Raw genomic sequence first — 13,287 nt, forward strand, 5'->3', positions numbered from 1 at the left:
GTTAGTAGCCACTTTCGTCATTTGAGTTGTAGCGGGTGTTGAAATGAAATGGATTTGGAGACATGATTGAGCGAATGGTCATTTTCAAAAATAGATTTGATCTTATTTAGAAACAAATGATTGCTTTGTCCATCCACAACTACTAGCAACTTGCTTCCCTTTTTTACTGTTAAAAAGAATGTCACTAGTTTGGTTATGTGTAAGCCTGAAACGGAGTGATGATTATGATAAAAAGTAACCAGGCCATTGAATTTCTTTATTAATGTGTATAATTCCATTATCTCTTTCATCATTATTCGATGAGTGTAACGAATCGTTACAGACGATGTTTCATTCATGGACAGCACTCCTTTATCCAGTTATTTTAATAAATGATTACCCCTTCTTCCCCATAATGAAACATGTTTGTTAGGGAATTTACTGAGAATTCAATCTCTTCCGTCTAGAGAAGGGATGTTAGTTGGAGTATTTTATACTATCGCTCTTCCGAAATACAGTCGTAATCTCCAGGCACAATCCAAGCCTTTGCCTGTTTCTTAGAAGCATACCAATATTGAGAAAATTCAATTGACTTTAGAGGGTTTTAATGATAATGTAAAAAATATGGAAAATATTGAAAGGATAGGAGGTTACGATCATGAGAGTTAGAGATTTTCACATTCACTCAACTAAATATGGGAGCGTAACCATTTTTTATTCTGTCCTTAAATGAGCACTGTTTACTTTTTAATGAACAGCACAGGTTGCGTATGAGTAGCTTGTGCTTTTTTGTCGCCTTTGGACATATCGCATAGGATGCGGTATGTCTTTTTTGTCTTGTAAAAGAGGTAGCATTGGGAATAACCCATTACTATAAAAAGATTCTAGGAGGAGAAACAATGCAAACATTACGTGTAGAAAGATTATTGGTATCACCCGTGGAGCTTGAGAGTGGTTAGTTAAATATGATGGAAAGAAAAGAGAGGAGACTCAAAAGATGTTCTCTATATTAAGAAAATTAAGTTGGTTCTTTAAAGAAAATTGGAAACGTTATACTGTTGCGATAACGCTTCTTGTTTTTATAGGATTTGTTGATGTTATTCCACCAAAGCTTGTTGGAATGGTTATTGATGATATTCACATGGGAGTAATAAGTCAGGAAAGAATAGTGCAGTATTTATTAGCATTTTTCATTCTTACAGTTGTTTCTTATGGGGTCACATATATTTGGATGTATCAGCTGTTTGGTGGGGCTTTTCTGATTGAAAGAAAACTGCGCTCACAATTTATGAGACATCTTTTTAAAATGACACCAACGTTTTTTGAAAAAAATCGAACGGGAGATTTAATGGCGCGTGCAACAAATGATCTAAAGGCAATTTCAACCACTGCTGGTTTTGGTATTTTAACACTAGTAGATTCTACAGCCTTTATGCTTACCATCGTTGCGATGATGACGATCTTTATTAGTTGGGAACTTACTCTTGCAGCAGTACTACCCTTGCCAATTATGGCTGTTCTCATCAATTACTATGGCAATACCATTCATAAAAAGTTTATGTCAGCACAAGATGCATTTGGTGAACTTAATGACCGTGTTCTCGAATCGGTTTCAGGAGTAAGAGTGATTCGCGCTTATGTACAAGAACGTGAAGATCAAGAACGATTTCACGATATGACAGAGGATGTTTATAAAAAGAATGTGGCTGTTGCAAAAATTGATTCTTTGTTTAATCCAACAATTAAGGTTTTGGTTGGGCTTAGTTATGTGATTGGATTAGGCTTTGGTTCATACTTAGTGTTCCATAATCGACTCACGTTAGGGGAACTCGTTTCGTTCAATGTGTATTTAGGTATGCTTGTTTGGCCGATGTTTGCCATTGGGGAGCTTATCAATATTATGCAAAGAGGAAATGCTTCACTAGACCGCGTACAAGAAACTTTATCATACGAGCCTGATGTATCGGATCCATTGAATCCGAAATCGGATAATAATCCCGAGCAGATTACATTTAAGGAATTTTCTTTTCGTTATCCATCCTCTAACGTTGATAATCTAATTAAAATCAACGTAGATTTGAAGCGAGGAGAGACGTTAGGGATTGTTGGGAAAACGGGAAGTGGAAAAACAACCTTTATTAAGCAATTATTAAGAGAATATCCATTAGGGGTAGGAGCGTTAACGATTTCTAATGTAGAGTTAAATGAGCATACGTTAGAGACAACTAGAGGATGGATTGGGTATGTTCCACAAGATCATGTATTGTTTTCAAAGACAGTAAAAGAAAATATTCTTTTTGGACGAATGGACGCGACCGATATCGATTTGGCAAAAGCCATTGAATTAGCGGACTTCCAGAAGGATATTGAGATGCTTCCTGAAGGTCTAGAAACACTTGTTGGGGAAAAAGGTGTTGCTTTATCTGGGGGACAAAAACAAAGAATTTCGATCGCTAGAGCATTAATTAAAAATCCTGAAATTCTTATTTTAGATGATTCGCTTTCAGCCGTTGATGCCAAAACAGAAAAGAAAATCATCGAAAATATACGGAGTGAACGAAGCGGAAAGACAACAATAATAACGACTCATCGAATGTCTGCCGTTCAGCACGCGGATCGTATTCTCGTGTTGGATGAAGGGTTGATTGTTGAGGAAGGAACCCATGAAGAATTGATGAAACAGAACGGCTGGTATCAAGAGCAATATGATAGACAGCAGGTTCAAACCTCATCTGATGTGGAGGTGAGTGTATGACGACCGGTAAACGCCTCGTACAATACGCTTTGTATTATAAAAAAATCATTATCGCCGCACTTTTGATGCTTTCAGTCGCAGTTACCGCTGACCTTGCAGGACCATTCATTGCCAAGAGAATGATTGATCAACACATATTAGGAATTGAGTCGACTTGGTATCAAACAAATGGAACGAAGGATTCAGTTGAATACAAAGGGAATTATTATAAACGTGAGAAATATACTGAGGACGATGAGGTGAAGGTAGAAGAAGCAACCATTCTACAAGTGAATCGTTCATTCGTCTTTGTGGAGGAGGCGACTCCCTTTGACGGGGAAAGAAGCTTTAATAATGGTGTACTAACCATTACAAAGGGAGACAAGATTAAGACCTTTGAAGGAACAAAGCTTACAACGGAGGAGCTAGTTGCATTTTATCAACCGGAAACCTCAAGAATTATTGGTTTATTATCACTATACTTCGGGCTGATCGTTATTGCAGCAATCTTTGAATACGGACAGCGTTATTATTTGCAGATGTCTGCAAACCGTGTCATTCAAAAAATGCGTGAGGATGTATTTGGACAGATTCAAAAACTCCCTATTCGATACTTTGATAATTTACCTGCCGGTAAGGTTGTTGCTAGGATAACAAACGATACAGAAGCGATTCGAGAATTATATGTTACTGTACTATCAACCTTTTTTACCAGCGCGATTTACATTACGGGAATTTATATTGCATTGTTCATTCTGAATGTAAAGCTAGCGTTGATTTGTTTATTACTATTACCAATTCTCTTTGTGTGGACACTTGTTTATCGAAAATACGCATCAAAGTATAATCATAAAATACGTTCAAGAAATAGTGATATTAACGCAATTGTTAATGAATCCATTCAAGGCATGAACGTGATTCAAGCATTCAATCGAGAAAAACAAACTCAGAATGAATTTGAAAAACTAAATGAAGATCACTTTAGGTTTCAAAACAAACTTCTCAGTCTCAACTCATTAACTTCACATAATTTAGTAAACGTGCTCAGGAATGTGATATTTGTAGCTTTTATTTGGTACTTTGGCGGAGAAGCATTAAACCCAAGTGCAGTTGTCTCACTAGGAATGCTGTATGCGTTTGTTGATTATATTAATCGCCTTTTTAACCCTATTCAAGGGATTGTGAATCAGCTAGCCAATCTAGAACAGGCGCTCGTTGCGGCAGACCGTGTGTTTGAGTTATTAACTGAAGAGGGAATTGATGTTAATGATCATCGGATGGAACGCTATAAGGGGAATGTAACTTTTGATCATGTTTCCTTTGGTTATAAAGAGAATGAATTTGTTTTAAAGGATATTCATTTTTCCGCTGAGCACGGGGAAACTGTGGCACTTGTCGGACATACCGGCTCAGGAAAGAGCTCAATTATCAATTTGCTTTTTAGGTTTTACGATTGTCAGAAAGGAAGTATTTTAGTTGATGGAACCGATATAAAAAATATTCCCCATCAAACCCTGCGACAGCATATGGGAATCGTGTTACAGGATCCTTTTCTATTCACTGGTACGATTGCTTCAAACGTTAGTCTTGATAATCCAGCTATTACTCGAGAAAAGGTGGAACAGGCACTTCGTGATGTAGGGGCTGACAGAGTATTCAAGCATTTGGAAAAGGGTTTTGATGAGCCGGTTATTGAAAAGGGTAGCACGTTATCAAGTGGTCAGAGACAGCTTATATCTTTTGCAAGAGCATTAGCGTTCGATCCGGCCATTCTTATCTTGGATGAAGCAACTTCAAGTATTGATACAGAGACGGAAATGATTATTCAAGAGGCGATGGATGTATTGAAAAAGGGAAGAACCACATTCATTATTGCTCACAGATTATCGACCATTCGAAATGCTGATCAAATACTCGTATTAGATAAAGGATGTATCGTCGAAAAAGGAACGCATGATGAGTTAATGGAACAAAAAGGAAAGTATTATCAAATGTATCAGCTTCAACAAGGTAGCAGCTTAGCGGGTTAATGTTCAAAGAATTTTCGTAAATTAGACAAACAATTTTCTAATTTTACGTCTAGTTGGTCCCAAAATTCGTGATAATGTTAAAGCAAACATAAGCACGAAGGGGGACTTGAAGATGGAAGAGCTTTCAGTGACATTAGTTATTGCAAGTATTATGGTATTAGGTTACTTTATTGGATTTACAATCATAAAAGAATCATAAAAACGGCCTTTTATTGCGAAAGGCTGTTTTTTTTGGGGTATAATATGAAAACCCTCTTCCGGAATGGAAGAGGGTTAAGCCATACCTTATTCAATTGTTGTACTATCTTAAGTTAAATTAGCGTTGGAAAGAACCGCTCATAGATTGTTGAGCCATAGATACTAAACGCTTAGTGATTTCTCCACCTACAGATCCGTTAGCACGTGAAGTAGTTTCGCCACCAAGGTTTACACCAAATTCGCTAGCGATTTCGTACTTCATTTGCTCTAATGCTTGCTCTGCTCCTGGTACTAATAGTTGGTTTGAAGAATTGTTGTTTGCCATGTTGAACACTCTCCTTCAGTTTTTTTGGTGGACTATTTTGGATTGAACCAAATTGATTTTAGTAAATCAAGCTTTCAGCATAGTCCGTTATAAAAGTTATTTGGTTGTTGGCGACTCGTTGTCGCTGTGTTTAATCAATATTATGGATGATTTTTTGGATCCTATTCGAAATAAACAGCAGGTAATGTTTTCCTGTTCATTATTTCTTTTTGCTTTACATGAAGAGGTTAGATGCTTCTCAAACTAATAAAAAAACAAAGTAGGGAAGAGAAATGGGAATATGTCCAGTTTGTAACGGGCTTGAAGAAAAATACTTTACTTGCAATACATGCGGAAGTGAATTAGAGGAAGCAGGAAGGTTAATGGATTTTTTTGATGACTATAGTGCCTATATGCCAATTGACTTAATGAAGCTTGAGGATGGATATCCCGAGGATTACGCTAAAGGACTCTGTCCACACCTCTATAAGTGTCCAGCTTGTAATAATGATGTGGTACAATTCATCCAAGAATAGAAAAAGGATGCAGCGCGTTTGTGCTGCATCCTAGCCGATTAACGAATTCTTGATTCTGTAGTTACATCGAAGAAGTGAGCTTTGTTCAAATCAAAGGCTAAATCGATTGATTGACCAGGTTTAATATCTGAACGAGAGTCTACTCTCGCTACGAAATCCTGACCCTCAATGCTTGAATAAAGCATCGTTTCAGCACCAGTTAATTCTGATACATCGATTTTTACATGGATTTTTGTTCCTTGAGAAGCCTCGATGAAAACAGGCTCATCATGAATATCTTCAGGACGGATACCGAGGATAATCTCTTTACCAACATACCCTTGCTCACGTAATACTTTCATTTTTCCTTCTGGGATAGCGATAGCAGTTTTGCCTGCTACAAATTTACCTTCCTCGATTTTTCCTGTTAGGAAGTTCATTGCTGGTGATCCAATAAATCCACCAACGAATACATTTTCAGGCTTTTCGTATACTTCTTTTGGTGCTCCAACTTGCTGGATAACTCCATCCTTCATAACAACAAGACGAGTAGCCATTGTCATTGCTTCTGTTTGGTCATGTGTTACGTAAATAGTTGTTGTTTGTAGACGTTGATGAAGCTTTGCAATTTCAGCACGCATCTGAACACGAAGTTTAGCATCAAGGTTTGATAATGGCTCATCCATTAAGAATACTTTTGCATCACGCACAATCGCACGACCTAACGCCACACGCTGACGTTGACCACCAGAAAGTGCTTTTGGCTTACGATCAAGATAAGGTTCTAGACCAAGGATTTTTGCAGCTTCTTGAACACGGCGATCAATTTCATCCTTAGGAAATTTACGAAGCTTTAATCCAAAAGCCATATTGTCATAAACACTCATATGTGGGTAAAGAGCATAGTTTTGGAATACCATGGCAATATCACGATCTTTTGGTGCAACATCATTTACACGTTTACCGTCAATAGAAAAATCACCTTTAGAGATTTCTTCAAGACCAGCAATCATACGTAAAGTTGTTGATTTTCCGCAACCAGATGGTCCAACGAATACGATAAACTCTTTATCTTGAATATGAAGGTTAAAGTCTTCAACAGCAGTTACTTTATTGTCGTAAATTTTGTAAATATGATCTAATACTAACTCAGCCATAATTAATTCCTCCCAATGTTCTGTAATCGTTTTCTTATGTATAGATTACATGATGGGTAGGATCTTGTACCATGTGAATAGTGCACAAAAATAGGGAGAAGGAAATTGGGCAATGTGCTATTTTTGCTTTTGTGATTGTAGTAGACAAGCAATATAAAGGGTTATGGCACTAGGATAATCTTTTAAATTTACGCCAGCTTTTTCTGTAAACTTGTCTACGCGGTATTGTAAGGTGTTTCGGTGAATGTATAACTTCTTTGCTGTAACACTCGCGTTTAAATTATTTTCTAAATATACTTGAATGGTTGCGAGCGTTTCTGGATCATCCATTAAAGGCTGAAGAAGTTGGACTTCTATAGCTTTTAAAAGCTCAGTGGTGAGACTGTTCGAGAGCAAAGTTGGGAATATGTTCTCAAATGTAAATACTCTTTCATGGAGCTTCCATTCTAAAGCTTGTTTGAAAAATTGATGATCTTGATGGAATAATTCCTTTAATTCCTCTGTGGCAGAGTGAAACTTTCCAATGAAAAAACTGACACGTAAGTAAAGATCGTTTTCAAATGTCTCAGAGATTTCCAAGAAATTTTCTGCCATCAAAAAGCTGTGAGATTCGTGTTCAATAAGCACAGCATGATGTGGACTTTCCCAAAAAATAATAATTTCTTCAGATAAAAAGCCTTTTAAAGCAAGTTCTAAATCTTTTTGCTCCCAGTCCTCTCCTGAACAATGAAGGTGAATGATTCGAACCCGACGCTCTTGTTTTTGTAAAGGGACGTTCTCATCCGAAAATAAAAAATTGTACCATCCCTGAGATTGAAACTCTATAACAGGTGGTTCAAAAGAGTGGAAAAGGGCATCTAGTAACTGTTTTTCTTTTGGGTCTAAACTGTCTTTTTTAATACCAAGCCAGCCCTCTTCGTTTTCTTCATAAAACCAGTCATACTCTTTTGTCTCTTCAAGTGTAGGCTGTTGATTTGAATATTTACTGTCTTTGTATAGTTGGTGAACTTTTTTTAGCATATGGTTGCTCCCAAATGTTTGTATATCTTCATTATAACAGGTAACGTCTCTTATCAATAATTTGGCTTATAATTTCTATTTAAGAAAAGAATACGATATAATCGGTTCAATAGGGGATACCGTATCGATAGTTGAGAGGTGAATAAATTGGAATACTCACAAGAAATGAAAAACCGATTAAAACGGCTTGAGGGTCAGGTTCGTGGAGTAATACGTATGATGGAAGAGGAAAAACATTGTAAAGATGTGGTAACTCAGCTATCAGCTGTGCGATCGGCAGTCGACCGTGCAATGGGATATATTGTAGCAAAAAATTTAGAGGCATGTATTCGTGAAGCAAATGACGAGGGGAAAAACGCCGAGGATGCCATTCAAGAGGCTGTAAATATGATAGTAAAAAGTCGCTAGACAAGTAAAAAGACACGCTATGTGATGAATAGTGTGTCTTTTACTTCTTTTCTATAGAGGAACGGAAAAGCTCGCAAAGCATTTTCACCCGTTTTTCTTCAATAGTTTTTTCGTCAAAGCTCATTGGCTTTGAATTAATTTCATAAATCACAAATTTTCCATCTGTTGTTAACCCTGAATCGATGGAGAATTCAGCAAAGAAGCCGTATTTCCTATTTAATTCTCTCCCGCAAAGCTCTACGATTTTTTCGATTAACAGGTCATGTTCCTTTGTTTGAAATAGTGAGTAAGGAAGGAGCTTCCCTCCATTAGGAATATGTGTAGTTACTTGTTGATGACCTGATTGTCTAACACCTACTCCTACAGGGATATGCTTCTCGCCTTGGAAAACAGCCAATATTCTAAAATCATACCGTTTGCCTTGATATAGTTGAGGACTTGCTGCTTGCTGTGCAATATATAATATTTTGAGAAATTTAGTAGACCATTGTTCCCAATAGTGATGAAAGTCATGATATATAGTCTGCCGACTTTGATCTATGAGCAGAACTTTCCCATCTCTTCTCCGTTTAATCATATGAATGCCTCTCCCCATGGAAGAATTGCCTTGTTTTATATAGAGAGAACGATGAGCTAAAAGAAATTTTTCTAGTGCTGTTTTGTCGTCTACTTTTATTGTTGGCAAGAAATATTGTTTTAAATCCATATGCTCCTTGAACTGCAAATAACAATCGTATTTGTTTAAAAAACCTGGGTTAAAAAAGGGAATGGATTGTTCTTTAAATAGAGCTACAGCTTCTTTAAAGATGGTGGTGTTTTCATGTTTTCGAAACGGAACCCGGTTGTATACTAGGTGTGGAAAGGGAGCTATTACAGTCTCCCATGTATTATTGCTAGGTTCATATTTTGCTGCTTTTATTCCATTACTTAAAATATCCTCAGGAGAGAATACAATAGATATTCCACCTGTCTTCAATAACTCTTGTTGAATAGATCGGAATAACGGAATATTTCCAGCTAGGTTCTTTTCACCTTTTTTACTGGTTAAGATACCGATAAAAGGATTCCCAAGAATGAGGGAAGTCATTTAAAAACCTCTCCTGGTTTCTTAATCGCTTGCTCTGATAAAAAGACACCAAATGCAAGAGAAAGTTTACGAGTTAATAGGTCAAATTCCTTCATATCAGGATGCTTGAAAATCGAACGACCTGGTTTTGAGTTTGCCTCAAAAAGCCAAACCTTTCCTTCTCGGTCGACTCCTAAATCAAACCCAATTTCTCCAACAATGCCTTCCATATGATTTTCTAACACATGACTAAGTAGAAGACTAGCTTCAGATAACTTTTGCAGTAGCTTCTTTTGTTCCTCTTTATTTTCAATCACTTCTTCTATCGTTTTTATACAACCACCACTTTTTACATGTGTTGTCACACTTCCAGGTCCAGCTACTTTTGCTGCAACGGCGCTAACTTTCCAACGTCCATTTTCATCTTTATTGGTGTGAACTCGGAAATCGACTGGACAGCGCTCATGGCGTAGAAGATGTATCCCTTGTTGGACAATAAGGTGATTGAGCTTGTTATTCGGAAAGGTATGCTTCATTAAAGATTCTAATGTTTCAAACTTTCTAAGACGGTTGATTCCATCAGTATCTCGGAACCGACAATAATAATGGTTCTGGTCTCGATCATAAAGGACTTGATAAATTCCAAGACCCAGGCTTCCATTCATTGGTTTTACATACACATGACCATATAAAGATAGCATTCTTTCAATCATTGAAAAAGAAGTAAAAGGATGTGTTTCTGGTAGTAGAGAGGAAACGGCACCAACCGATTCAAGCCTTTCAAATACATCTAACTTATTAAAAAAGCCTGGATTATACCAAGGAATAAGATACTCGGATTGCAAGCGATCTTTCACTTTTCGCAACGCCGCCTTTTTTTCACTTCGGCGGTTTGGGAGTCGATCATAAATGACATTTGGGAACGGTAAAATGATAGATTGCCAACCGTTCTTATGATAGATAAGTCCCTCTATCGTTCCTTCTTCCCAATTGATATGTTGTTCGCCAAAAACAAATGGGAGGGCTCCAACAAACTTTTTGACAGATAATAACTTCGAAAAAAAGATGGATCTTTCCCCAATCGGCCGCATAGCAAATGGAGTAAAACCAGAGGTGAAAACACCAATAAGAGGACCAACATGAATGGTCTTATCTGCAATGAACAGATGAAACGGAATGTCTAAAGACGGGACTTTAATAGTTTCTGCAATGTCAGGACTAAGAACAAGAGTGTTTTTTCCATCGGGATGTGGATAGCATTTTGCTTGAGTCGCAAATGTTCCGAAAGAGACACGAGTTGGAGCATGATGTTTAGATAGCTCAGCCGGAAAGTATATGGTGCCTTTTTCAAGATGGTCGCTAATGTCAATTCGATATTGTTTTTTCATGATTCATCAAACTCCTTTTTTGCTCCATCAGATGTTTTGCATAAAGGATTGGAGCTAAATCTAACAAGGCTTTTACTTCAGGTGTGGTAGAAACAACGACTTTTCTTCCTGGCTTTGAATTTACATCTAGTATCCACAGTGATCCATCCTTCGCAATTCCGATGTCTACCCCGATTTCAAATAAAGGACGGAAGGTACCTTCTAAAACAGTTGGAAGAAGGGACAAGATATATTGAATTTCTTTTAAAAGAAAAGAAGATGGAGTATTTTCTTTTGACCAGTCCTCGAAGGTAAGAATTTTCCCCCCAGCACTAACATTTGAGACAATAGAGCCAATAGAACCCTCACGAATACCTTTGCCACGAACCATCCACTTCCCGTGTTGATTCTTTTGTAGCAAGATTCGAAGGTCAAAGGGGTGCCCATCTTTATTGGTTAAATGTTTATAAGGTTGAATAAGGAATGTTTTCTTTTTTAAAAGAGATTGAAGCCAAGCTGAAAAAAGTTCTTTTGATTCAAAGACTCGGTTCACATGTTTCCCTTTCTTATCGGTTTCAACAATATATTGTTCTTTTTCTTTTTTAATAAAATATATGCCCTTTCCTTGTGAACCATTGATGGGCTTAATAATGGCTGGATTGATATGGGAAAGCGAGTGTATCACTTGATCAGCATGAGCGACTAGTGCTGAGTGAAGAAGATAAGGATGAAGCTTAGAATGATTCAAGACATCATAAAGTTCCATTTTGTTTGGAAGACCATATCCTAAAAAGGTTACATCCTTTCGTTTTTTTAACCAGCGTACAATGGAAAGGCAACTTTGAGAATGTGTATCATCACCATAAAAGCATCGGTCGTACAAAACATCAGGAAGTGGGAATTCCGCTTTTATCCAGCGGGACTCGCTCGGATTATATTTCTCTCCAACGATAAGTTCTGAAGTTGGGATAATATTCGATGGGACAAATCTAAAGCAACTGATTCCAAAGTTGCTGGCAGCCTGGGCAATTCCACTAAAATAAGAATTTTCATTCCTCAGGTTTAATGTCATGAATCCAAAGGTCAGCATGTATGTTCTCCTCCAATTCCTTGCTTTTGTACTCGAAAGCCAGTGTTGTACATAATTCCATTATTGCTCTTGTGGAAGGTCGGATTTTAACGTCCTGCTCTTCGAAGTTTTTCGAGGGCTTTGAGTTAACCTCAATCAGCCAAAGCTTACCATCCTGATCAATGCCTATATCTAAACCCAGTTCACCGGTAATACCATCTGTTTTATTACTAATAACAGTTGCAATTTCTCTGGCTAACTCTTTCATATCCACGAGTTGCTGGATCGCCACATTTTTTTCGAAGAGCTCTGTTAATGCTTTAACTGGTTTATAGGTTTCACCACCTCTAGCGATATTTGCTACAAATTGCTTTTCACCTGAAATTCTGGCTACTACAGAGGTGACTTTCCATGCATTATGAAGATTTTTGTGACATAATACTCTAAAATCGATGTGGCGATTTTTATATAAAAGCAAGGGGATGCCCTGCTGAATAATATAGGTTGTATTTTTTCGGAAGCGTGAAAACCATTTGAAAAAACGCTCAACATTAGAAAAGGACATGAAATCATCGCTTTGTGTTCCAGTGGAAACCTTTACGATAAATGAGTGACTTTCTTTATATAGATGTAGGATTTTTCTCCCTTGACTACCATGAATAGGTTTAATAAATAGGCTAGAATGTTTATTTAATAATTCAAGAAAATGGGTTTCCGTAAACAGTAAAGTTTCTGGGAGATGTGGTTGCAAATGGTCTTCTTGAATTAACAGTTCATGAACATCCCATTTAGATAAGAAACGGTCATTAAAGAATGGAATATTCAATCTTGTCATTTCGTTTTTAATTTTATTAAAGTGGTCACTACGTTCTTTTTTTCTTGAGTGAATGCGGTTATAAACTACATCAGGGGGTGGGAATGTATGTTTTTTCCACCCGTCATTATAGTAATAGCCACTAATTTCATCTATTGAAAAATCATCACTTTCAAATACGTAAAAAAGTCCACCTGTTTGCTGTGTATGGTAATGAAGTTCCTCACAAAATGTATGAACAGACCGGAAATTAGGCTCATAATTCGTTTCCGTGCTGTCTGTCATAAGGGCTACAATAGGACCAACTATTAAGGTGTTGAATTCATCAATAAATTTTGCTAAATACTTTGTTGCTTTATTAGGTATTTTAAATTGTGAGAATAGGAATGAAGGTAAGTGTACTTCGTTTTTTGGTATATCACTTATTTCCGCATTAACTTCTATACAGACCCTACCAATCTTTAGAAATATGGTAGGACGTGCTAAAATGTGAAAATAACTTGCTATTGCTCGGCTTATCTGGATACAATTTGCTTTTGTTTGAAACGTTTCGGTAGGAATCACCGTAATAGGTAAGTAAGAAGTAGCCATCACGATACCTCTTTCTATCGCCCCTATATATGGGC

12 protein-coding genes are annotated in these 13,287 nt (G+C 37.1%); 4 read left to right on the top strand and 8 right to left on the bottom strand.

What is annotated here, in order from left to right:
* Positions 1-17: 17 nt before the first annotated feature.
* Positions 18-338, bottom strand: a complete 321-nt coding sequence (locus tag MKX65_RS05785; RefSeq protein ID WP_340902755.1) for a hypothetical protein — start codon at positions 336-338, stop codon at positions 18-20.
* A 638-nt stretch (positions 339-976) separates the two neighbouring features.
* Between MKX65_RS05785 and MKX65_RS05790 the strand changes: the two genes are divergently transcribed.
* Positions 977-2,734 carry an ABC transporter ATP-binding protein gene (locus tag MKX65_RS05790; RefSeq protein WP_340902757.1) on the top strand — a complete coding sequence of 586 codons (1,758 nt, stop codon included), beginning with the start codon at positions 977-979 and terminating at the stop codon, positions 2,732-2,734.
* Complete coding sequence (locus MKX65_RS05795; RefSeq protein ID WP_340902760.1) at positions 2,731-4,743, top strand: ABC transporter ATP-binding protein; 2,013 nt, start codon at positions 2,731-2,733, stop codon at positions 4,741-4,743. The genes MKX65_RS05790 and MKX65_RS05795 overlap by 4 nt, the downstream gene beginning before the upstream one ends.
* Positions 4,744-5,059: 316 nt before the next feature.
* Here the strand turns inward: MKX65_RS05795 and MKX65_RS05800 are convergent, their stop codons facing one another.
* Positions 5,060-5,266, bottom strand: a complete 207-nt coding sequence (locus tag MKX65_RS05800; RefSeq protein WP_066058898.1) for an alpha/beta-type small acid-soluble spore protein — start codon at positions 5,264-5,266, stop codon at positions 5,060-5,062.
* A 272-nt stretch (positions 5,267-5,538) separates the two neighbouring features.
* Between MKX65_RS05800 and MKX65_RS05805 the strand changes: the two genes are divergently transcribed.
* Positions 5,539-5,781, top strand: a complete 243-nt coding sequence (locus tag MKX65_RS05805; RefSeq protein WP_340902764.1) for a hypothetical protein — start codon at positions 5,539-5,541, stop codon at positions 5,779-5,781.
* A gap of 38 nt (positions 5,782-5,819) precedes the next feature.
* Here MKX65_RS05805 and MKX65_RS05810 read toward each other — a convergent pair whose 3' ends face one another.
* Together MKX65_RS05810 and MKX65_RS05815 are read right to left on the bottom strand one after the other, a co-directional pair.
* The gene (locus tag MKX65_RS05810) at positions 5,820-6,917 is read right to left on the bottom strand and encodes a sn-glycerol-3-phosphate ABC transporter ATP-binding protein UgpC (RefSeq protein WP_160548176.1); all 1,098 of its coding nucleotides are present in this window, start codon (positions 6,915-6,917) and stop codon (positions 5,820-5,822) included.
* Between the two features lie 117 nt (positions 6,918-7,034).
* The gene (locus MKX65_RS05815) at positions 7,035-7,937 is read right to left on the bottom strand and encodes a PucR family transcriptional regulator (protein ID WP_340902766.1); all 903 of its coding nucleotides are present in this window, start codon (positions 7,935-7,937) and stop codon (positions 7,035-7,037) included.
* A gap of 147 nt (positions 7,938-8,084) precedes the next feature.
* Between MKX65_RS05815 and MKX65_RS05820 the strand changes: the two genes are divergently transcribed.
* Positions 8,085-8,345, top strand: coding sequence for a metal-sensitive transcriptional regulator (locus MKX65_RS05820; protein ID WP_119707106.1), 261 nt, complete (start codon positions 8,085-8,087; stop codon positions 8,343-8,345).
* 40 nt (positions 8,346-8,385) lie between these two features.
* Here the strand turns inward: MKX65_RS05820 and MKX65_RS05825 are convergent, their stop codons facing one another.
* From MKX65_RS05825 to MKX65_RS05840, 4 genes are read right to left on the bottom strand one after another with little or no spacing between them, the layout of a single operon-like run.
* Complete coding sequence (locus MKX65_RS05825; RefSeq protein ID WP_340902768.1) at positions 8,386-9,432, bottom strand: YheC/YheD family protein; 1,047 nt, start codon at positions 9,430-9,432, stop codon at positions 8,386-8,388.
* A complete protein-coding gene (locus MKX65_RS05830) occupies positions 9,429-10,799 on the bottom strand; it encodes a YheC/YheD family endospore coat-associated protein (RefSeq protein WP_340902769.1) in 1,371 nt (456 codons plus the stop codon). Before MKX65_RS05830 ends, MKX65_RS05825 begins: the two co-directional genes overlap by 4 nt.
* Entirely contained in the window at positions 10,777-11,868 is a 1,092-nt protein-coding gene (locus MKX65_RS05835; RefSeq protein WP_160548180.1) for a YheC/YheD family protein, read from the bottom strand. Before MKX65_RS05835 ends, MKX65_RS05830 begins: the two co-directional genes overlap by 23 nt.
* Positions 11,828-13,252 (bottom strand): YheC/YheD family endospore coat-associated protein, encoded by a 1,425-nt coding sequence (locus MKX65_RS05840; RefSeq protein ID WP_340902770.1) that lies wholly within the window; start codon positions 13,250-13,252, stop codon positions 11,828-11,830. Before MKX65_RS05840 ends, MKX65_RS05835 begins: the two co-directional genes overlap by 41 nt.
* Positions 13,253-13,287 lie beyond the last annotated feature (35 nt).

It is taken from the genome of Robertmurraya sp. FSL R5-0851 (assembly GCF_038002965.1).
Lineage (GTDB): Bacteria > Bacillota > Bacilli > Bacillales > Cytobacillaceae > Robertmurraya_A > Robertmurraya_A beringensis.

Excerpts from the sequence above, each read along its gene's own strand:
- MKX65_RS05785 (WP_340902755.1), bottom strand. The coding sequence starts at position 338 with ATGAATGAAACATCGTCTGTAACGATTCGTTACACTCATCGAATAATG.
- MKX65_RS05790 (WP_340902757.1), top strand. The coding sequence starts at position 977 with ATGTTCTCTATATTAAGAAAATTAAGTTGGTTCTTTAAAGAAAATTGG.
- MKX65_RS05795 (WP_340902760.1), top strand. The coding sequence starts at position 2,731 with ATGACGACCGGTAAACGCCTCGTACAATACGCTTTGTATTATAAAAAA.
- MKX65_RS05800 (WP_066058898.1), bottom strand. The coding sequence starts at position 5,266 with ATGGCAAACAACAATTCTTCAAACCAACTATTAGTACCAGGAGCAGAG.
- MKX65_RS05805 (WP_340902764.1), top strand. The coding sequence starts at position 5,539 with ATGGGAATATGTCCAGTTTGTAACGGGCTTGAAGAAAAATACTTTACT.
- MKX65_RS05810 (WP_160548176.1), bottom strand. The coding sequence starts at position 6,917 with ATGGCTGAGTTAGTATTAGATCATATTTACAAAATTTACGACAATAAA.
- MKX65_RS05815 (WP_340902766.1), bottom strand. The coding sequence starts at position 7,937 with ATGCTAAAAAAAGTTCACCAACTATACAAAGACAGTAAATATTCAAAT.
- MKX65_RS05825 (WP_340902768.1), bottom strand. The coding sequence starts at position 9,432 with ATGACTTCCCTCATTCTTGGGAATCCTTTTATCGGTATCTTAACCAGT.
- MKX65_RS05830 (WP_340902769.1), bottom strand. The coding sequence starts at position 10,799 with ATGAAAAAACAATATCGAATTGACATTAGCGACCATCTTGAAAAAGGC.
- MKX65_RS05835 (WP_160548180.1), bottom strand. The coding sequence starts at position 11,868 with ATGCTGACCTTTGGATTCATGACATTAAACCTGAGGAATGAAAATTCT.
- MKX65_RS05840 (WP_340902770.1), bottom strand. The coding sequence starts at position 13,252 with ATGGCTACTTCTTACTTACCTATTACGGTGATTCCTACCGAAACGTTT.